The organism is Subtercola endophyticus, assembly GCF_021044565.1.
Taxonomy (GTDB): domain Bacteria; phylum Actinomycetota; class Actinomycetes; order Actinomycetales; family Microbacteriaceae; genus Subtercola; species Subtercola endophyticus.
This window is the reverse complement of record NZ_CP087997.1, coordinates 1836254-1855420: the sequence shown is the minus strand read 5'-3', so window position 1 is coordinate 1855420 and position 19167 is coordinate 1836254. Positions and strand designations below refer to the sequence as shown.

18 protein-coding genes are annotated in these 19167 nt (G+C 67.2%); 9 read left to right on the top strand and 9 right to left on the bottom strand.

What is annotated here, in order from left to right; genetic code table 11:
• Positions 1-139 precede the first annotated feature (139 nt).
• From LQ955_RS08710 to LQ955_RS08700, 3 genes are all read left to right on the top strand, one after another.
• Positions 140-1501, top strand: coding sequence for an NtaA/DmoA family FMN-dependent monooxygenase (locus LQ955_RS08710; protein ID WP_231027768.1), 1362 nt, complete (start codon positions 140-142; stop codon positions 1499-1501).
• A gap of 77 nt (positions 1502-1578) precedes the next feature.
• Positions 1579-2850: an SGNH/GDSL hydrolase family protein gene (locus LQ955_RS08705; protein WP_231027767.1), complete on the top strand. Its 1272-nt coding sequence runs from the start codon at positions 1579-1581 to the stop codon at positions 2848-2850.
• A 55-nt stretch (positions 2851-2905) separates the two neighbouring features.
• Positions 2906-4483, top strand: coding sequence for a helix-turn-helix transcriptional regulator (locus tag LQ955_RS08700; RefSeq protein WP_231027766.1), 1578 nt, complete (start codon positions 2906-2908; stop codon positions 4481-4483).
• Between the two features lie 38 nt (positions 4484-4521).
• On the opposite strand, the gene LQ955_RS08695 is transcribed toward LQ955_RS08700, so the two are convergent.
• From LQ955_RS08695 to LQ955_RS08670, 6 genes are all read right to left on the bottom strand, one after another.
• Positions 4522-4971, bottom strand: coding sequence for a VanZ family protein (locus LQ955_RS08695; protein ID WP_231027765.1), 450 nt, complete (start codon positions 4969-4971; stop codon positions 4522-4524).
• A gap of 77 nt (positions 4972-5048) precedes the next feature.
• A complete protein-coding gene (locus LQ955_RS08690) occupies positions 5049-5984 on the bottom strand; it encodes a DsbA family protein (protein ID WP_231027764.1) in 936 nt (311 codons plus the stop codon).
• Positions 5985-6129: 145 nt separating this feature from the next.
• Positions 6130-7215, bottom strand: coding sequence for a tetratricopeptide repeat protein (locus LQ955_RS08685; RefSeq protein ID WP_231027763.1), 1086 nt, complete (start codon positions 7213-7215; stop codon positions 6130-6132).
• A 43-nt stretch (positions 7216-7258) separates the two neighbouring features.
• Positions 7259-8698: an ATP-binding protein gene (locus LQ955_RS08680; protein WP_231027762.1), complete on the bottom strand. Its 1440-nt coding sequence runs from the start codon at positions 8696-8698 to the stop codon at positions 7259-7261.
• A 68-nt stretch (positions 8699-8766) separates the two neighbouring features.
• Positions 8767-9723 (bottom strand): Dyp-type peroxidase, encoded by a 957-nt coding sequence (locus LQ955_RS08675; protein WP_231027761.1) that lies wholly within the window; start codon positions 9721-9723, stop codon positions 8767-8769.
• Between the two features lie 41 nt (positions 9724-9764).
• Positions 9765-11090: a glycosyl hydrolase family 28-related protein gene (locus LQ955_RS08670; RefSeq protein ID WP_231027760.1), complete on the bottom strand. Its 1326-nt coding sequence runs from the start codon at positions 11088-11090 to the stop codon at positions 9765-9767.
• A gap of 72 nt (positions 11091-11162) precedes the next feature.
• Between LQ955_RS08670 and LQ955_RS08665 the strand changes: the two genes are divergently transcribed.
• Complete coding sequence (locus LQ955_RS08665; RefSeq protein WP_231027759.1) at positions 11163-12515, top strand: hypothetical protein; 1353 nt, start codon at positions 11163-11165, stop codon at positions 12513-12515.
• Between the two features lie 11 nt (positions 12516-12526).
• Here LQ955_RS08665 and LQ955_RS08660 read toward each other — a convergent pair whose 3' ends face one another.
• Positions 12527-12868, bottom strand: a complete 342-nt coding sequence (locus tag LQ955_RS08660) for a hypothetical protein (protein WP_231027758.1) — start codon at positions 12866-12868, stop codon at positions 12527-12529.
• Between the two features lie 110 nt (positions 12869-12978).
• Between LQ955_RS08660 and LQ955_RS08655 the strand changes: the two genes are divergently transcribed.
• The 3 genes from LQ955_RS08655 to budA all read left to right on the top strand — a co-directional run bounded on the left by LQ955_RS08655 (position 12979) and on the right by budA (position 15987).
• On the top strand, positions 12979-14433 hold the full coding sequence (locus tag LQ955_RS08655) for a phytoene desaturase family protein (RefSeq protein WP_231027757.1): 1455 nt from the start codon (positions 12979-12981) through the stop codon (positions 14431-14433).
• 262 nt (positions 14434-14695) lie between these two features.
• Complete coding sequence (locus LQ955_RS08650; RefSeq protein WP_231027756.1) at positions 14696-15145, top strand: DUF3054 domain-containing protein; 450 nt, start codon at positions 14696-14698, stop codon at positions 15143-15145.
• Positions 15142-15987 carry an acetolactate decarboxylase gene (gene budA, locus LQ955_RS08645; protein ID WP_231027755.1) on the top strand — a complete coding sequence of 282 codons (846 nt, stop codon included), beginning with the start codon at positions 15142-15144 and terminating at the stop codon, positions 15985-15987. The genes LQ955_RS08650 and budA overlap by 4 nt, the downstream gene beginning before the upstream one ends.
• 18 nt (positions 15988-16005) lie before the next feature.
• Here budA and LQ955_RS08640 read toward each other — a convergent pair whose 3' ends face one another.
• On the bottom strand, positions 16006-17517 hold the full coding sequence (locus LQ955_RS08640) for an SDR family NAD(P)-dependent oxidoreductase (protein ID WP_231027754.1): 1512 nt from the start codon (positions 17515-17517) through the stop codon (positions 16006-16008).
• Positions 17518-17585: 68 nt separating this feature from the next.
• Between LQ955_RS08640 and LQ955_RS08635 the strand changes: the two genes are divergently transcribed.
• Positions 17586-17945: an ArsR/SmtB family transcription factor gene (locus LQ955_RS08635; protein WP_231027753.1), complete on the top strand. Its 360-nt coding sequence runs from the start codon at positions 17586-17588 to the stop codon at positions 17943-17945.
• Here LQ955_RS08635 and LQ955_RS08630 read toward each other — a convergent pair.
• Positions 17885-18259: a hypothetical protein gene (locus LQ955_RS08630; protein WP_231028254.1), complete on the bottom strand. Its 375-nt coding sequence runs from the start codon at positions 18257-18259 to the stop codon at positions 17885-17887. The genes LQ955_RS08635 and LQ955_RS08630 overlap by 61 nt on opposite strands.
• Here LQ955_RS08630 and LQ955_RS08625 point away from each other — a divergent pair.
• A complete protein-coding gene (locus LQ955_RS08625) occupies positions 18245-19159 on the top strand; it encodes a cation diffusion facilitator family transporter (protein WP_313788393.1) in 915 nt (304 codons plus the stop codon). The two genes, LQ955_RS08630 and LQ955_RS08625, sit on opposite strands and share 15 nt — an antisense overlap.
• Positions 19160-19167 lie beyond the last annotated feature (8 nt).

The window sequence follows — 19167 nt, the reverse complement described above, 5'->3', positions numbered from 1 at the left end:
CGGTCGTTAGCCTTGCGAACTATTCGGGCCCAATTGCGCGTGACGCGTGACGGTGATCGATTCGCTGTCGAACTGTCGAACTGTCGAGCTGTCGATCCGTCGACACCTGCCCGAAATGTCTGTGTGGGTAGATGGATGCATGAACCCGCTCATTCTCGGCATCTTTCAGTACATCGGCCCCAACGGAACCATCGGCTCGGCCTGGCAACACCCCTCCGACACCTCGGCTGAGTTTCTGAGCATCCGCCACTGGACCGAGTTGGCGCAGAAGTTCGAAGCAGCGAACTTCGATTTTCTGTTTCTCGCCGACAGCTACGGCTACCCCGCCCTCGACGGTGAGCTGATCGATGCCTCGGTGCGCGAGGGGCGCGGCATACCGCACGGCGATCCGATGCCGATCATCACCGCCATGGCGGCCGTGACGAGCGATCTCGGGTTCATTCTCACCACCTCGACCACGGTGGAGCCTCCCGCCGCGAACGCCCGACGCTTCGCCACGCTCGACCACTTCACCGACGGCCGCATCGGGTGGAACATTGTGACCGGCTCGTCGGGAGCGACCGCGGCCGCGCTGATGGGAAAAGATCTCATCTCGCACGACCTGCGGTACGACATGGCCGACGAATACGTCGACGTGAACCTCGCCCTGTGGGAGGGCTCGTGGAAAGACGACGCCCTCGTGCTCGACAAGGCGGCCGCCCTCTACGCCGACCCCGACAAGGTGCGGGTGGTGCACTACGAGGGTGAGTACTTTCGCACGGACGGGCTGCTGAACGTTCCGCCCTCGCCGCAACGCACGCCGCTGCTCGTGCAGGCGGGTGCTTCGGGCCGGGGCCGGCAGTTCGCCGGGCGCAATGCCGAAGCCGTCTTCTTGGCCGGCGGCGACCCGGTGGTGGTGGCGAAGAATGTCGCCGGCATTCGCGAGAGCGCCGTCGCGCAGGGTCGCGACGCGGATTCGATCAAGTTGCTCGTCGGCGCCCTGTTCATCACCGCACCGACACACGCCGAGGCGGTGGCGAAGTACGACGAAATGCTGTCGATGTCGACCAAGGAGGGCGCGGCGGCGATCTATGCGGGCAACACGGGCGTCGACCTGCTGGCCCTCGACCCCGACAAGCCGCTCGCGCAGACCAGCACCGAAATGGGGCAGAGCAACCTCGAACGTTATCTCGCCAAAGACGGCACCCCTGCACCTCTGGTGCGCGACATTCTGGAGAACTTTCGTACCACGGGCATCAACGGCAGCGTCTTCGTCGGCACGCCGGACGACGTGGTCGACCAGATCGAAGCGTTCGTTTTGGCAACGGGCGCCGACGGATTCTTGATTCAGCCGCATTTGACACCTGCAACGTATGACGACTTCATCGACTTGATTCTGCCGGTGCTCCGTGCACGCGGCTTGGCACCTGCCGAACATTCCGGTCAAACGCTTCGCGAACGGATGTTCGGGGCCGGTGCGCACCTCCCCGAAAGCCACCACGGCCGGGCCTTTCGCTGGTAGTGTTTGGGCACCCCGAGATGTACCGGCAGGCGACAGCCCTGCCACGAGCACCCGCTCCTTTTCAGACGAGGAACACCATGACTTCATCACAGGCGAGTCGAATCCGCATGGGCCGGGCGAAACGGTGGGGAATAGTGGTCTCGGCCGTCGCTGTCGCGGGGCTCATCGTTGTGCCTGCCGCCGCTGCCAGCGCGAGCACCGCGGCCGCAGTCGACCCGGCCGCGCTGCCGACCGCCGGGCTGAACTACGTGGCGCTCGGGGACTCCTACTCGTCGGGGCTCGGCGTCGACCCGCAGACCGACCAGCCCGCGGCCGGCTGCGGGCAGTCGTCGAACAACTATCCGCATCAGCTCGCTGCGGCCCTCGACCTGAACCTCACCGACGTGACGTGCGCGGGTGCAACAGCCAACAACATCACCACCCAGAATCAGACAGTCACGGACGGAACGAGGACCACGAGTGTTCCGCCGCAGATAACGGCGCTGAGCGCCAGCACCGACATCGTGACGCTGACCGTCGGTGGTAACAACCTGAAGTTCACCCAAGTGGCTGGCGCCTGTGCGGCGGCCACGGCGGCAGGGCCGCTTCTGCTCGAGCCGGCGCAGAACAACTGCAAGTCGTTCCTCGGCCCGCAGATCACCGCGAGCTTCGCCGACATCCAAACGGCGCTCGCGCAGACATACGAGGCGGTCAAGGCCTCCGCCCCCAACGCCAAGATCTTCGTGCTGGGCTACCCGACCATCGCGCCGGCCTTCGGCGCCTCCAACTGCTTCTCGCCGATCACCCAGCTGAACAGCTTTCCGTTCACCGACGCCGATGTGGTCGGTGACGACACCACGCCGCCGACGCCCTTCTTGCACACTATCGAGACCAACCTCGCCGCCCTCGTGAAGTCGCTCTCGACCGCGTCGGGTTTCACCTACGTTCCGACGTTCGAAGACTCGACCGGCCACAGCGCCTGCGACAGCACGCCGTACGTCAACGGCGTCGATGTGTCGTTCGCCACCGGATCGCCCGTCATCGACGAGAAGTCACTGCACCCGAACGCCGCCGGTGTGGATTTCATGGCTGCAACCACCGAGCCGATCATCGCGGCCGCGTTTCCCGCCACGGTGACGCCTCCCACACCCACCCTCACTCCTACTCCCACCCCGACCGTCACCGACCCGGCGATCGTCGTTCCGGTGACGACGCCCACAACGACGGCCCTCGCGGCTTCGACCTCGCTCGCCGCGACCGGTCTCTCCGAGCCGTTCCTCGCGGGCACGGGTGTTCTGGCACTGCTGTTCCTCGGTGCCGGCCTCAGCGTTCTCGTCGTGCAGAGAAAGCAGCGGGCGCAGCGTCGCTGAACCCGATTCTCGCGTTTGTGCGCCTAGGGCTCGGCTCTCGTACCATAATGAGGTCGTGGGGAATGACGGTGTGGGTCGACCGCAAGACGATCGGGCCGAGCAATTGGCTTCAGCCGTCGACGCCGGGCGATGGGCCGACGCGGTCGACCTGATCGAGCAGCACTGGTCGAGCATCATGGCGGCCGACATCGCCGTGCTGCGCACGGCGCTCGCGGCCCTGCCGCCCGTGGTGATCGCCGAGAATCCGCGGCTTGCGGCCGCTCGCAGCTACGTCGAGTTCATTCCCTCGGGTGACGCACCGCGCCCGGTGCAATTTCGAGATCAGGCCGCGGCAGGGCATCCGGAAGCCCTGCTCGATGTGCTCGCCCGCCTGACCAGCCGTAGCGGCGCCCGGCGCTCGGCGGGCCAGTTCGTGCTTGCCGCCGAGAGCGTGGATGAAGCGCGCGAGGTGTTGACCGACGCCACCGAAGACGTGCTGAAGCAACTGCAGCCGGCGCTGCCCGAACTCGTCTTCCACTGGGGAAAGGCGCGAGAGTTCGCAGCCCAAGGTCCTGCGGCGTATCGGGAATACCGCGACGCCTACGACCTCGCGGTGGTGGCCGGTGACGAGCTCGTGACGGCCAAGGCCGCCGGCGCACTCGCGTGGCTTTCGGCGTTGTCGGGCTATTTCGACGAAGCACGGTCGTGGCTGGGCCGCATGCCCGCCGCGGAGAGCTGGCAGGGAACGCGCAACGCCACGACGGCGCACTTCGCCCGAGTGTTACTGCTTTACGGCGAGCTTCGTTATGCCGAGGCGACCGAGATTCTGGATTCCGATGTCGACGTCACTCTGTCGCCGGAGTACTGGGCGGTGGAACTGTTTCTGCGCAGCCGGCTGGTGGGCGACGCCTGGCAGGCGCGAGAGCTGCTCAGCTCGATCGCGAGCGCAGTGCAGCGAAACCCGCCGGCACTGAGCGAGTCGGGGCTCAACGCCCAAGTGCTCACTCGAGCCCGCGTGCAGGCGCATCTGGCACTGCAGCACCCTGATCGGGCGCGGCAGATCGTGACCGGGTACCTGACCTCGCAGAAGCGCTTCTCACAATCGATGCTCGTGGAGCAGGCGGCCATCGAACTCGTCGCGGCAGATGACGCGGCCGCCGGTCGGTTCGCCGCCGCGCTGATCGCCCTCGACGACGCTCGACTCGCGCCACTGGCTTCCGCGCTGCTGGTGAATGCCGTGTGCGCGATGCACGCCGGCGACGACGAGCGGGCCGTTCAGGTGTTCGAACGCGTCGTGCACTCCGTCGTGCGTGACGGACTGCTCACGGTGTTGACGGTGATCTCTCGGGGTGATCTCGCGCGGCTCGCGTCGTTGATCGACTTCGATACGATTCCGGGCGGTCGTGAGGTCGTCGAGCAGGCGCTGGAGCGCGGTATTTTCGCGCCGGCGCCGATCACGATCGCGCCGCTCTCACCCCGTGAGAGGTCGGTGCTGGCGGAACTGCGCCGCGGCGCATCCGTCGCCGACATCGCCGCCACACTTCAGGTGAGCCACAACACCATCAAGTCGCAGCTGCGCAGTGTCTACCGCAAGCTGGGCGTCGCGAATCGCGAAGAAGCGGAAGCTGCCGCCGCCCGATACGGGCTGGTCTGACCTCGCTGAGGCGGGCCGCCAGCGACCCTCGGTGACCCCTAGGCAGGCGCCGCGAGCGATCGCTGCTTGCGCAGTCGCCGCGCTTTCGCGGCCGTCAGCACCAGGCCGGTGAGCACGCCGATCGTCGCGCCGACGGTGTTCGACACCACGTCGCGCAGATCAGAGACACGGCCCGGCAAGAACAGCTGGGCCGTTTCGATGCTCACCGTCATGAGAAAACCGACGAGTATCGCGAGCCACCACTGCCGCCGGCCGAACAGCAGCAGAAAAAACAGCCCGATGGGAAAGAACATGGCGATGTTCGCCGTGAACTCCACTCGGTCGTAGGTGATCCAGTCGGTCGAGGCGTGCCGGCCGAAGAAGCGCAGCACCTGAAAGAGCAGCCCCTCGGCTTTGTTGTCGAGCGGCTGCGGGCCGAGCGTCACCCACGCCACCACGCCGAGGTAGGCGATGGTGAAGGCGCTCAGCAGCGGGTGGCGTCGGAACATGCCTCCACTGTGCCGCATCTCGCTTGTCGTTGGGTGAAAGCGCGCTGTGCGCCGCCCTTCGGAGCTAGGAGCCCGGGCTAGGGGGTCGGTGTGGGAGTGGGTGTGGCGGTGCTGGCGGGAGTGTTCTTCGCGTAGGTGTCGCTCACGAAGGTCTCGAAGGCGGTGGCGTCGGTGAGGGAGCCGGTGTAGCTCGTGCCGTCGATCAAGACCAGGGGAACCTTCGTGAGGGCGGGCACGTCGGAGTTCGGCACGCTCGCCTTGGCGCGAGCCGTGGCGTCGCTCACCCAGTTGTCGAACTCGTTGTCGGTGATGCACTTCGAGATGGCCGCATCTGTCGCTCCGGCCTTTGTGACGAGGGTGACCAGATCGGCGTCGGTCAGTCCGGCGCTCGCAATGGTCGCCTGGTCGGCGATGAGGGCGTTGTGCACCGCGATGACGGCGTCGGGTGTGGTGTTCGCGACGCAGGCGACGGCATTCGCCGCCCGGGTCGATGGATCATTGCCGTCGGTGCTGTTCAGCGCGACGGGATGGATCTCGAGCGAGGCGTAGCCCTGACCCACCCAGCCTTGTACGTTCGAGGCATTCGTCTTCTCGAAGCTCGCCGCGTCGGCGCTCGCGTAGTCGACGTAGAGAACAATCCTGAGCACGCCGGTGCTCGTATCGAGAACTGTCGGGGTGGGAGTCTGGCCGACCTGCAAGGCCGACGAGGTCGCAGCCGTGATGGTCGCGTTGGCAGCCGTTCCGTCGCTGCTGCTGCCGGTGAACGCTACGCCGTCGCTGGCCATGTTGGCGGGGCCCGCGAGCCCCGCACGTACGTTGTTCACGATGACGAGGGCGGCGATGGCGATGGCGGCAACTCCGACGGTGATGAGACTCGTGCGCAGAATGATCTTGTTGCGCCGGCGACGTTTGCGCTCGTCTTCGCGCTGAATGCGCAAGAACTCCCGCTGTAGCGCCTTGCGCTCCTTTTTCGGCAGGCCACGCAGTTCGGCTTCGTAGTCGGTTGGCGGCACGAAAACTCCTCGTTTATCGCGGCCGCCGCTGCGCGGCCGTTTCGGTACAACCCCCGACCGTAGAGGGCAAGTCTATGAATAAGCTGCGCCGCGCCGGGCGGATGCTCGGCTCTTCAGCTCTTCAGCTGTTCAGAAACTGAGAAACTCAGATTCGAACGCGACCGCGGTTGCGCCGCACAATCACGACGACAGAGCCGGCCACGAGTATGCCGCCGGCCAGCAGGTAGAGCAGCTGAGCGAAATGCACCGAGGTGAAGCAGGCCGCAACCATCAGCAGGTAGTCGACCGCCAGCAGCCCCGCCCACACGGTGAGCAGCCGGTCGAGCCGGGGCACGCTGCGGATGAACTGCCCGAACCTGGCGCCCGCCGATCGCCTCAGACGCAGCACATACACGAGCACCACGATGCCCGACACGGCCGCGACGAGAGCCAGAAAGTCCGACCAGACGATGCCGTACATCGGCGAGCCGTCGGATTGGCTCGCGCTCGAGAACGCCACGGTGACGATGGCGAAAGCCACCCAGAGCACGAAGTGCAGGTGCCGCAGTGCCACGGCGGCGACCGCCCTCAGGTTGCGCACCGCGACCTCGGAGTCGGGGTCGGTGGCGAGAATGTCGACAAACCCGGCAGCAGCACTGCCGGCCTTGCCCTGCCGAAGCAGCACGAGCGAGAGGTTGTTGCGCGCCGCGGCATGGCCGGGCTCGAGCTTCAGCGCCGAGCGGAACGCGCTTTCGGCCGTGCTCCAGTCGTGTGAGGCCAGGGCCACGTTGCCTGCCGTGAGATGGGCATCCGGCTCCATCGGCGCCAGCCGTGTCGCTTCGCGTGCAGCGAGGCGGGATTCGGCCGTGATGCGCTTGGCGGCGATATCGACTTGCGCCACCTGCGCATGGGTGACCCAGAGCTGCGGAGCGATCGCCAGCGCCGTCGCAGCGGCGGCTCGCGCTTCGGCGTGCCGCCCGAGTTTGGAGTACGACAGCGCCACGAGTCGCCAGGCCCACTCGTTTTCGGGAGTGAGGGCGGCGGCACGCTGGGCGGCCTCCAGGGCGCGAGCGGGCTCGCCCGACACCAGATGGGCCTGGCTGGCGAGGCACAGGCCCCGTTCGTCGTCGGGATGCGTGGCGAGATGGGCCGCGAGCGCTCGCAGGGCATCCGCCGGCTTGCCGAGCGAGAGGTAGGTGCGCGCGTGCAGCAGGGCGGAATCGGAGGCTTGTGCCGGGTTCTCGCTCGTCATCGTGCACCCCCGCTCGGGAGTGCTGCTGCCGGCCGCGCGCGTGTCACAGCCGCTTGGCCTTCTTGAGGTACGCCTTCAGCTCGGCGTAGGTGCCGTCGTCGTCGCCGAAGAGCACCACATTGCGAGCACTGTCGAGCCAGCTCGAGGTCGACGCGGTGACTTCAGAGAGCGCATCGGTCACGTCTTTCATGCCGATCATGCGCAGCACGCCCGTGCTCGCGCTGTCGATGAGCGCGTGCTCCGCCGCCACCTCGCACACGTAGGCGATATCGGCGCCTGAGAGTCCCGCGGATGCCCGGGCGAGAGCCTGCAGCTCGATGCCTTCGACGGGCCGGTGCTGCAGGTGGTAGCGAAAGATCGACTCGCGCGCCTCTTCGTCGGGCGGCAGCACCAGCACGGTGCGGTCGAACCGGCCGGGGCGGCGGAGGGCCGGGTCGACGTCCCACGGCTGGTTCGTGGCCGCGAGCACGAAGACGCCTTCGTTCTGGTCGGCCACGCCGTCGAGCTCGGTGAGCAGCTGGTTCACGGTGCCGCGCAGCGCGCTGTTGCGGGTCTGGCTGCGGCGCTGGCCGAGGGCGTCGATCTCGTCGAAGAAGATCACGCACGGGGCCTCGCGCCGGGCCAGCTCGAACGCTTCGTGCACGTTCTGCTCGCTGTTGCCGAGCATGGGGTCGAGTATGTCGGCCAGGCCGATGTTCAAGAAGTGGGCGCCGAGTTCGCCGGCGATGGCGCGGGCGATGAACGTCTTGCCGCAGCCGGGAGGGCCGTACATGAGCAGGCCGCCCTTGAGGCTCTTCGAGTAGAGCTTTCGCAGTTCGGGATTTTTCAGCGGAGCGAGAAAGGCGGCGTTGAGCCGGTCTTTGACGGCCTTCATGCCGCCGACATCGGCCAGGGTGATGACAAAACGCTCAATGTCGAACGAGGATCCGGGCGCCACGGTGGGGGCGGAGTCGACGAACATCGGCTGGGCCAGTTCGTGCACGTCGTTCTCGGCGGCGCTCCAGTCGAAGTCGGGCTCGGCACTGGCCGGCGGCTCGGGGGCGGTGGGGGTTTCGGGGGCTTCTGGGCCTGGTGCCGCGTGCTCGGCGGGGTCGGGCGAGGTGGGGGTTTCGAGGGCTTCGGGGCTGGGAGCAGCCTGCTCGGCGGGGTCGGGCGAGACCGGTTCGGCCGCAGTCGGCACGCTGGTGGCAAGCGGGCCTACGAGTTCAGAAGACGTGATGGGCTCAGCGGTTACGGGCTCTGCCGCGACGGCGACGGCCGGGGCGGCGAACGCTTCGGTCATGAGCTGCCGGGCATCCGCGTTGCCGGGCGCCAGCTGCAGGATGCTCGCGGCCTGCGCGATGGCATCACCCGCCGACCCCGCCTTCAGCAGCAACTGGCCGAGCAGCAGACGCAGATGGATGTCGCCGGGCGAGGCCTCGACCGCGCGGCGCAGCGAACCGATGAGCGGGTCGTGCTGCGGCGAGGTTGCGGGCTCATCCATGTTGAGGAGTTTAGTGCGCTGAAGCTGACGCTAAGCTCGACGTTCGGCAAGCGCCGAGTGCCGCCCGATCACGGGGCCAGGCCCTCGAGCACGTCGTTCGACGGAACGAAGTACGTCGACCCCGTCACCGCGGTCGAGAAATCGAGAATGCGATCGTAGTCGCCCACCGGGTCGCCGATGAACATGCGCCGCAGCATGTGGTCGATCACCCAGAGATTCTTGGCGTATCCGATGAAGTAGGTGCCGAATTCGCCTTGACCCGGCCGGCCGAACGGCATGTTGTCACGCAGAATGTCATGCTCGACGCCCTGCTCGTCGACGATCGTATTCAGCGACTTGTGCGACTTGCGCGGCGCGGCGTCGTCATCGAGCTCGACGTTGTCGGCCTTGGTGCGGCCGATGATGGCCTCTTGCTGCTCGGTGCTGAGCGCGCCCCAGGCTGTGAGATCGTGCAGGTATTTCTGCACCACCACGTAGCTGCCGCCGGCGAAGTCGGGGTCTTCGTCGCCGATGAGCGAGGCCTGCATCATCGAGGCGCCCGTGGGGTTCTCTGTTCCGTCGACAAAACCCAGCAGGTCGCGCGAGTCGAAGTAACGGAAGCCTTGCACCTCGTCTTCGACTGTCACTGCGGAGCCGAGCTTGCCCAGCAGCAGCCGTTCGAGTTCGAAGCACTGGTCGGGCCGCTCGCCCCTGATGTGAAAGAGCAGATCACCCGGGGTCGCCGGCGCCGTGTGCTTGAACCCCGGAATCGCATGAAACCGGTCGAGCTGGCCCGGCTTCGAGGTCTGGCCGAAGCGTGACCAGGCGGATGCCCCGATTCCCACGTTGCACGACAGGTGCCCGCCCAGGTCGCGAAAGCCGACGGCGCGCACCAGTCCGCCGATGTCGGAGATCACATCGCGAGCCGTCGCAGCGGCTTCGTCGCCCTCGTTGATCGTGACCACGAGAAAGATCGCGGCAGTCGAGAGGGGAGCGTTGACGCTCTGCGGTTCGATCGGCGTGCGTGCCCACGTCTGGTCATCCATAGACACAATGTAGCGGGTGTGGGCGCCGCATCGAAAAGCGCTCAGACGAGGTTGTTGGCGATCACTGTCGCGGGCCCGCTGCCGCCGTCGAACAGCGACCCTGCGGTGTTGCCGATGAGGTTGTTGCCCACCACGACGTACTGGTCGGCACCCGAATCGATCACCATTCCCCAGCGGTTCGGGCCGAAGTTGCCGCTCGGGCCGGCGCGGTGCCCGCTGATCGTGAAGCTGCCGCAGGCGTCGGCAGAGTGGATGCCCGCACTGCGGTTACCCGACGAGTACCCGCCCGTGACCAGCCAGTTGCGCACGCCTGTTCCGACACAACGGAGCCCCGAGTCGGCGTTGCCGACGAACTCGCAGCCGGTGAACGTGAGCCCGTCGACGAGTCCGGCCGAGGTAGGGGCTACCGTGCATCCCGATTGATCGGTCGACAGACCGAACCAGCAATTCGAGAATTTCGTGTCGTAGACCTCTCCCGCGGGAGAGATCTCGGCCGAGCTGACGGTCACCCCGTCGGCTGTTCGGCCCGCCGAGTCGAAGAGCGAGTTCGACGCGTGAATGGCGAAACTCTTCTCGCCCGCGGGAGTGTCGATCTGCAGCGCACGCCCGTGCTTGGTGATGTTCGTGTCAGAGATGGTTCCGGTGTCGCCGTTGCGAATCCGGATTCCGAACGACGGCTGGGTTCCGGCATCCGGCCCGGCGACCACACAACCCGTCACTTGAAAGCTCGAGTAGTGCAGAAACTGAATGGCTCCCGCCCCGCTGCGGATGCTCGGACCATAGAGATTGACGTCAGAGATACGAGAGCCCACCACACGGCCGGCCTCGGGAGTGCCGACCGAGATGGCAACGAAGTATTGGGTGATCTGGCAGTTGTCGACGAAGGCTGAGCTGCCTCGAATGTCGATCGTGACGCCCGAGGTCTGGGCGACCGACGAGGTGATCTGCAGATTCGTGATGCCCGATGCGTTCTGCAGAACGAACACGCCGGAGCTGGGGCTGGAGGTGGCGACGGTACTGCCGTACTTGCTTGCGCCCGAGACGGTGACGCCCGGGGGCACGATGAGCTTCGACGACACTCGGTAGGTTCCGGCGGGCAGAGTGACGGTTCCACCCCCGGCGATGCCAGCCGCCTTCAGTGCGCTACGAATAGAAGACGTGTCGTCGGCGACTCCGTCGGCGACGGCTCCAAAGGCTGCGTCAGTCACGTCCCAGCCGAGGGCCGACGAGCGCGACGGCCCGGCCGCGGCAGACCCGGCTGCTGCGTCGGCCGCCTGAGGAATTGCGACCACCCCGACGGCCAGCCCCACGAGTCCGGCCAGCATGCCGCGACGCGACTGTTTGCGGGCGGCCCGGTCATCGTCCATGGCTTCGAGCCTAGGGCGTTCGGAGGGCGTTCCCCTCAGTAGAGTATTCAGATACCTGACTGTGGGGATCAGATGACCAGCGTGACGTTCGACGACTCGCCGATGACTCGAACTCGCGGCGACCGCGGCGAGAACGAGCAGCGGTTGTCGACACGAATCGAGCGATCGGCACGTTTCGGCGCGGTGGCCGTTCTCGTCGTTCTCGCCGCGCAGAGCGTGTGGGCGGCGCGCGGGCTCGTCGCCGACGGCAGCTTCTACCTCTGGTCGGTGCTCAGCTCCGGCTCCTTCTTTCTCTATCCGTCGAGGTTTCTCGCACAGCTGGTGACGCAAGCGCCGCTGCTGGGCGCTATCACGGCCGGCGTGCGAGACGTTCCGACCCTGGCGCGCATCGAGAGTTTCGGAACCGGCGCTCTTCCTGTGCTCTTATGGGCGGTGGCCTTGCTCGTTCTGCGGCGAAAACGGTCGTTCTGGATGTTCGTGGTCGCCTTCGCCGTCACCTTTCTCAACTCCGGCTTCATCTCGGTCGGCGAATACAACCTCGCCTACGGGCTGGTCGCCTTGAGTGCCGCGCTGATCATCGCCGCCCCCGGGCATCCGGTTGCCCGCGTGGCGCTTTTGCTCTCTGCGGTCGTGCTGATCGCCTCGTACGAATCGCTCGTGTATCTCGGTCCGGCGCTCATCGTGCTGGCGATCATCCACCGCCGGGCGCTCGGTCGACCCTGGTTCTGGATGCTCGTGGGCACCTACGGGCTCGCCGTGGTGTACAGCACCTACTGGATTCTGTTCCCGCGCGACGCGAGCAATTTCGGCAGCGCCGCAGATGTTCTGTATCCGCTTCACTACGACCAGGCCTTCGGCTACTCGCTGCTCGTCGCGGGTCTTTTCGTGGTGCTCTGGCTGTTCGCGCCGCCACTGGTGCAGCGCATCGGCACGGTTCTGATGGTCGCAGGATGCCTGTTCATCGTTGTCGCCGTGCCGTGGCCGGAACCGTGGATGCACTACGCGTCTCGAGCCCTCGCCGGTGTAGCCCTCTTCGTGGTGTTGCTCTGCGTCGGATTTCGCGAAGTCCGGCCGCGTGCGAAACCCGATTCCCGGTCGCTCTCGATCGCGGCCCTCGCGCTGCTCGTGGCCTTGAGCATTCCGTTCGCGTACCGAACAGAAGCGTTCACGCACTGGCTCGCCCAGTTCGATGCCGTCACCGTGCAACAGGGCGGCCTGACAGCCCTCGACTCCACAACGCTGCCCGTGGAGCGCACCCACATCTACGGCTGGACGTACACCAACCCCTACCTCAGCATGTTGTTGCACACGGGTGAAGGCCAGCGGGTGATTCTCAACCCGGGCCAGGCGACGACCGACCCGGGGGCGGGAGCCCCAGCGCCGATAGAACCGCGCTTCGCGAACAACGGCCCGCTCTACGGTTAGCGAGCTACCGCCTAGAAGACGCGCCCGACGGCAGCGGGCTTGACCTGCGACGTGAAACTGCTGATCGCCTGCTCGAAGTCCGAGTAATACAGCAGGTTATGGGTCGAGGAGAGCTTCATGACTTCGTAGAGCCCGGCGGTCTTATCGATGTAGCCGAGAACACACTCGGCGTTGTTTTCGGGAATACGACGGTCGCAGATGCGCCATTCGTGGTCGGAGAGAATCGAAATGCGAATGTCTGCGGCGTGCGGGGCGTCGTTGCCCCGGCGTGCCGTACGTGCAGACGGGCTCGCGATGAGCCCGGTGAGATCGGTGATCGGGGCTGCGGCCCGCGGAGTCAGTTCGATAGTCACATCAACCTCCTTCGGTTAGGTGCTTAGTGTCAGACAACCACCTCTGTGCTGCTTCGACTAGGGCTTGACAACCCCTCGGAGGGGTGCCGTGGGCAGAGCATACTGAACGTATGGACTCAGTGGATGTCGTCGTGGTCGGAGCCGGGCCTAACGGGCTGGCGGCCGCCGTCACCATGGCCCGGGCCGGTCTCGCAGTGCGCGTGTACGAGCGCGCCGACACCATCGGCGGGGGAGCGCGCACCGCGGAACTCACGCTGCCGGGCTATCTGCACGATGTGTGTTCTGCCGTGCATCCGATGGCCCTCGCGTCGGAGTTCTTTCGCCGCTTCGACCTCGAGTCGCGCATCGAGCTGCGTACGCCCGAACTCGCCTACGGGCATCCACTCGACGGCGGCCGCGCCGGCCTGGCCTACCAGAGCATCGACGAGACCGCACGGATGCTCGGGGTCGACGGCCCCGCGTGGAAGCGCCTGTTCGAGCCCCTCGTCTCGCACTGGAAAGAGCTCGCGCAGTTCACCGGAACCTCGCTGTTGCGGGTGCCGCGGCATCCCGGGCTCGCCGCCCGGTTCGGGCTGCGAGCGTTCGAGCAGGGCAGCCCGCTCTGGAGTCTGCGGTTCGAGAGCGACATCGCGCCCTCCCTGCTGAGCGGCGTGCAGGCGCACTCGATTCTTCCGTTGCCCGGGCTCGCCCCGGCCGCCGCCGGGCTTCTTCTGGGCAGCCTGGCGCACGCGGTGGGCTGGCCGGTTCCGGTGGGGGGCAGTCAGGCGATCGTCGACGCGATGGCGGATGATCTGCTCGCCCACGGCGGCGAAATTGTCACTCAGACCGAGATAACCTCTCTCGACGAGCTGCCACCCGCGCGTGTCGTACTACTCGACGTGACCCCGAAGGCGCTGCTCGCTCTCGGCGGGGATCGCATTCCGCGCGGGTACGCCCGCAGCCTCGGCCGGTTTCGGTACGGCAACGCCGTCGCCAAGCTCGACCTCGCGCTCAGCGACCCGGTGCCCTGGGCGAACGAGGCGCTGCGGTCGGCGGGAACCGTGCACGTCGGCGGCACGCACGCCCAGATCGCCCGAAGTGAGGCGATGGTGGCGTCGGGCCGGCACGCCCAGCGGCCGTACGTGCTGGTGGCGCAGCCGAGCATCATCGACTCGTCGCGGGCGCCGGAGGGGGCGCACGTTCTGTGGGCCTACACGCACGTGCCGAGCGGAAGCGACGTCGATCAGTCGGAGACGATCATCGCGCAGATCGAACGGTTCGCGCCGGGTTTTCGCGACACCATCGTCGCGACGTCGGGGCGCACCGCGGTCGAAGAAGAGCAGGGCAACCCGAATTACGTGGGGGGCGACATCTCGGCCGGGGCGGCGACGTTCCGCCAGCTCGTGCGGAGGCCGACGCTGTCGCCGTACCCGTGGCAGACGCCCATGCGCGGGGTGTACCTGTGCTCGTCGTCGACGCCGCCCGGTCCGGGCGTGCACGGCCTCGGCGGCTGGCACGCGGCCCGGCGTGCGCTCGCCACCTCGTTCGGCATCCGCCGCGCCCCCGACCTGCGCCCCGGGCGCTGAGCCCCTCTCCGCGCGGTAGTTCGGCGCATCCGCGGTAGTTCGAACCACCGCGCGTGCGCCAAACCACCGCGCCTTCGCCAAACCACCGCGCGTGTGCTCAGGTGCCAGGATGACCGAGCGAACGCGCTCGGTCGGTCATCCGCGTTCGCCCGGCGGGGACGGGCGAAGCCAGGAAATCGGTGCGTGACCGAGCGACCGCGCTCGGTCGGTCATCCGCGTTCGCCCGGCGGGGACGGGCGAAGCCACGAAATAGGATTGTGTCATGACCCAGACCACGCCGACGCCCGTGCGGCGCCCCGCTTCGACCCGCACCATCGTGATCGCGGCGGTGGTCGACGTGGTACTGGTGCTCGTGTTCGTGCTGATCGGGCGCAGCAGCCACAGCGAAGGGTTCAGCCTCGGCGGTACTCTCGTCACGTTCTGGCCATTCGTGGTGGGGCTCGTGGTGGGCTGGGTGGCGACGCGCGCCTGGCGGTATCCGCTGCGGCTCGTGCTGCCGGGCATCCCGATCTGGCTCTTCACGGTGGCGGTCGGAATGTTCTTGCGCGTGCTCAGCGGGCAGGGCGTCGAGGTGAGTTTCGTGATCGTGGCGCTGATCGTGCTCGGGGTGTTCTTGCTCGGCTGGCGTCTGATTGCTGGATTCGTAGCGCGCCGGGTTGCCGCTCGGAACGACACGGCTTCGAGAACGGCCGCCCGGAACGGCTGGCAGTGACCCCGGCCTGGCAGCGGCGCGTCGGCGCACCGCATGTCAGTGAGGTCTCGGCGACCGACCGCGCCGCGGTCACGGCGGCGCTCAAACCCACCATCGCGGTCAACATCACCCAGTTCTCGGTGATCCACGCGCTCATGGCGGGCCTCTACGACGGAGTATTCCCGGCACCACAGGTGCTCGAGAAGGGCGATTTCGGCATCGGCTGCGGGCACGCGCTCAACGGTGAACTCGTGTTCGTCGACGGAGAGATCTACCGCTGCACCTCCGACGGGTCGGTCACCCTCGCCGACGACAGCGAGCTGATTCCGTTCGCCGAGGTCGCGAAGTTCGCCCCCACCGTCTCCGTGCCGATCGACGGAACGCGTGACGGCCCGCTCGGCCGCGACGACCTCGAAGCACTCGTCAGCAGCTTCTTTCCGAGCCCCAACCTCTTCTTCGCCCTCCGCATCGACGGGGCCTTCGATCGGATGCTCGTGCGCGAGCCGATTCGCCAGCACCATCCGTTCCGCCCCCTCGTCGAAGTGATGCAGACCCAGAACGAGAGCGAGCTCGGCCCCACCACCGGGTCGATGATCGGCTTCTGGGCCCCGCAGATCTACCAGGGCGTGACGGTCGCGGGCTTCCACTTCCACTACCTCGACGACGCACGCGCCGTCGGCGGACACTGCCTCGACTACTCCATCTCGTCGGCCACGCTCACGATGCAGGCTCTCTCGAGCATCACCCTGCGCCTGCCGCAGACGCCCGAGTTTCTCACCGCAGACTTCGCCCAGGCCGACGCCGACCTGGCCATCCGCCGGGTCGAGAGCAGCGCAGTGGGCGTTGCATCCGCACCGCAGTAGCCGGGCATCCTGCTCGCCCTACCACGCAGCGGGTTTGTAGTCCTTGAGGAAGACGCCGGCGATGTCTTCGCCTGATTCGCCGCGCACGATGGGGTCGTAAACGCGGGCGGCACCGTCGACGAGGTCGAGGGGAGCGTGAAAGCCTTCTTCGGCCAGCCGCACTTTGGTGGGGTGGGGCCGCTCGTCCGTGATCCAGCCCGTGTCGACGCTCGTCATCAGAATGCCGTCGCTCAGCATCTCTTTGGCACTGGTGCGGGTCAGCATGTTGAGTGCGGCCTTGGCCATGTTGGTGTGCGGATGCCCGGGGCCCTTGTATCCGCGAGCGAACACGCCTTCCATGGCTGACACGTTCACGATGTAACTGCGGCCAGAGGGTGCCGCCGAGGCCGCAACGGCCATCGCCGGGCGCAGCCTGGACACGAGCAAGAACGGAGCCGTCGTGTTGCACAGCTGCACCTCGAGCATCTCGAGCGGGTCGACGTCTTGCACCGCTTGCGTCCAGCTGTTCTCGTGGTGCAGGTCGGGTACGAGCCCGCCCGCGTCGATCGCAGTGCCGGCCGCGAGCCGCTCGAGCGACGACGACCCGGCCGTCATCGCGAGGGTGGCCAACTGTTCTCCGGTGAGCACTTCACCGCCGAGCGCAGCGCGCTGGAGCAGCGGATGCGCGGCCACCGACGCCGCCAGGGCCTGCGGATGCGCGTCGTTCGTGTGCCCGAACGTGATCATCTCCGGCAGCGGGCCGTCGGGCAGCGGCGCCAGTTCGGCTTCGGCCAGCGGCGCATACGACCCCGGCGATCGCTTCACGGTCTGCGCCGCATTGTTGATGAGAATGTCGAGGGGACCGGCCTCGGCCACCGTCTCGGCCAGCCCGATCACCTGAGCAGGGTCGCGGAGGTCGATGCCCACGATGCGCAGCCGGTGCATCCAGTCGCCCGCGTCGGGCAGGCTCGAGAACCGGCGCACCGCGTCGCGCGGAAACCGGGTGGTGATGGTGGTGTGCGCGCCGTCGCGCAGCAGCCGCAGGGCGATGTACATGCCGATCTTGGCGCGGCCTCCGGTGAGCAGGGCGCGCCTGCCGGTGAGGTCGGTTCGGGCATCCCGTTTCTGGTGGCTCATCGCCGCGCAGTCGGGGCAGAGCTGGTGGTAGAACGCGTCGACCTGCGTGTAGTGCTGCTTGCAGACGTAACAGGGCCGCGACTTGATGAGGGTGCCGGCGGTGGGGGCGCTCGTTGTGAGGGCCAGCGGAATGCCGCGCGCTTCGTCGTCGATGCGGTCGGGCGCGCCGGTGGCGGTGGCGGCGACAACGCTGCGATCGGCGGCCTGGATGGCCTCACGTTTCTCGTCGCGACGGCTCTTCTTGACGGCCTTGAACATCTTCGCCGTTGCCTGCCGCACGGCGACGAAATCCGGATGCTCGTCGTCGAGCTCGTGCAGGCTCGCCAAGACGCGCAGCGCGACCTCGAGGTCGGCCGCGTCGATGCCGCCCGCGTCGATGCCGTCGGGCGCTGATGTGCTGTTCGTCTGTTCCATGAGCCGGTCTATCTTACGGGAGCGGTCTGCGGTTCCGGCCGGTGCGACCGATGGCTTAGTATCTGCGTATGGATGCAGATAAGCAGGTCTGCGGGCGAAAGCCCGACAGCCAATTCGTCGAACTGGCGGTCGAGATCTTCGCGATGCTCGCTGACGCTACCCGGGTGCGAGTGATTCTGGCGTTACGAGACGGAGAGCAGTCGGTGAACACGCTCGCCGAGCTCGTCGACAAGAGCCCGGCCGCAGTGTCGCAGCACCTGGCCAAACTGCGGCTCGCCCGCATCGTCGCCACCCGTCAGCACGGCCAGAAGGTGTTCTACCGGCTCGAGAACGAGCACGCGTCGCAGCTGGTCAGCGACGCGATCTTTCAGGCCGAGCACTCCCTCGGCGGCACACCCCGCCACCACCACCCGGCGGCCGCGGAGTGACGGGCGTGGCGCACGACCACGAGCACGGCCCTCACGAGCACGAGCACGGCCCGCACGACCATGGCCACGAGCACGAGCACGAGCACGAGCACGGCCCGCACGACCATGGCCACGAGCACGAGCACGAGCACGAGCACGAGCACGGCCCGCACGACCATGGCCACGAGCACGAGCACGAGCACGAGCACGAGCACGAGCACGAGCACGAGCACGAGCACGAGCACGAGCACGACCCGCACGACCACCCCCACCCCCACACCCACCCCACGGGCATCCGCGGGGTTCTGCACGGCCTCTTCGTGCCGCACAGCCACGACGCCGCCGACTCCATCGACGACGCCCTCGAGGCGAGCGCCGCGGGAGTGCGGGCGCTCAAGATCAGCCTGTTCATCCTGCTCGGCACGACTCTCGTGCAGTTCGGCGTGTTTCTCGCCAGCGGGTCGGTCGCGCTTCTGGCCGATACGATCCACAACTTCTCTGACGCGCTCACTGCCGTTCCGCTCTGGATCGCCTTCGTGCTCGCTCGCCGCCTGGCCACGCGCCACTACACGTATGGATTCGGCCGCGCCGAAGACCTCGCGGGGCTGTTCATCGTTGCCGTCGTCGCTCTCTCGGCCGTCGTCGCAGGTATCGAGGCCGTTTCGCGCTTCTTTCACCCCGCCACCGTCACCAACCTCGGCTGGGTCATGGCCGCCGGAGTGATCGGGTTCGCGGGCAACGAGGCCGTCGCGCTCTACCGCATCCGAGTCGGCCGCCAGATCGGCTCGGCGGCTCTTGTCGCCGACGGCGTGCACGCGCGCATCGACGGCCTCACCTCGCTCTCGGTCGTCATCGGAGCGCTCGGCGTGCTGCTCGGTTTTCCGCTGGCCGACCCCATCGTGGGTCTGCTGATCGCCGTGTCGATTCTGCTGCTGCTCTGGGGCACCATTCGCAGCATCGGCCGCCGCCTCATGGACGGTATCGACCCCGACCTCGTGCACCGCGCCGAGCACGCCCTCGAAGCGACCCCCGGGGTTGTCGGCGTCACGCGCCTGCAGTTGCGCTGGGTGGGCCATCGCCTGCAGGGTGCCGCCGAGATCTCCGTGCCCGACACGAGCGTCGCCGAAGCCGAGTCGATCGTGCACGACGCCCGTCACCACCTCGCCCACGCGCTACCCAACCTCGACGACACGGTGATCGCCATCACTTCAGGGGCGGCTCCTCCTTCCGCGTAGGGTTGCTA

What these genes read in the sequence shown, in the direction of transcription:
- LQ955_RS08695 (WP_231027765.1), bottom strand. Translation starts at nt 4,971, where the DNA reads ATGTTCCGACGCCACCCGCTGCTGAGCGCCTTCACCATCGCCTACCTC.
- LQ955_RS08655 (WP_231027757.1), top strand. Translation starts at nt 12,979, where the DNA reads ATGGACTCAGTGGATGTCGTCGTGGTCGGAGCCGGGCCTAACGGGCTG.
- LQ955_RS08675 (WP_231027761.1), bottom strand. Translation starts at nt 9,723, where the DNA reads ATGGATGACCAGACGTGGGCACGCACGCCGATCGAACCGCAGAGCGTC.
- LQ955_RS08685 (WP_231027763.1), bottom strand. Translation starts at nt 7,215, where the DNA reads ATGACGAGCGAGAACCCGGCACAAGCCTCCGATTCCGCCCTGCTGCAC.
- LQ955_RS08705 (WP_231027767.1), top strand. Translation starts at nt 1,579, where the DNA reads ATGACTTCATCACAGGCGAGTCGAATCCGCATGGGCCGGGCGAAACGG.
- LQ955_RS08640 (WP_231027754.1), bottom strand. Translation starts at nt 17,517, where the DNA reads ATGGAACAGACGAACAGCACATCAGCGCCCGACGGCATCGACGCGGGC.
- LQ955_RS08670 (WP_231027760.1), bottom strand. Translation starts at nt 11,090, where the DNA reads ATGGACGATGACCGGGCCGCCCGCAAACAGTCGCGTCGCGGCATGCTG.
- LQ955_RS08635 (WP_231027753.1), top strand. Translation starts at nt 17,586, where the DNA reads ATGGATGCAGATAAGCAGGTCTGCGGGCGAAAGCCCGACAGCCAATTC.
- LQ955_RS08710 (WP_231027768.1), top strand. Translation starts at nt 140, where the DNA reads ATGAACCCGCTCATTCTCGGCATCTTTCAGTACATCGGCCCCAACGGA.
- LQ955_RS08650 (WP_231027756.1), top strand. Translation starts at nt 14,696, where the DNA reads ATGACCCAGACCACGCCGACGCCCGTGCGGCGCCCCGCTTCGACCCGC.
- LQ955_RS08680 (WP_231027762.1), bottom strand. Translation starts at nt 8,698, where the DNA reads ATGGATGAGCCCGCAACCTCGCCGCAGCACGACCCGCTCATCGGTTCG.
- LQ955_RS08665 (WP_231027759.1), top strand. Translation starts at nt 11,163, where the DNA reads ATGACCAGCGTGACGTTCGACGACTCGCCGATGACTCGAACTCGCGGC.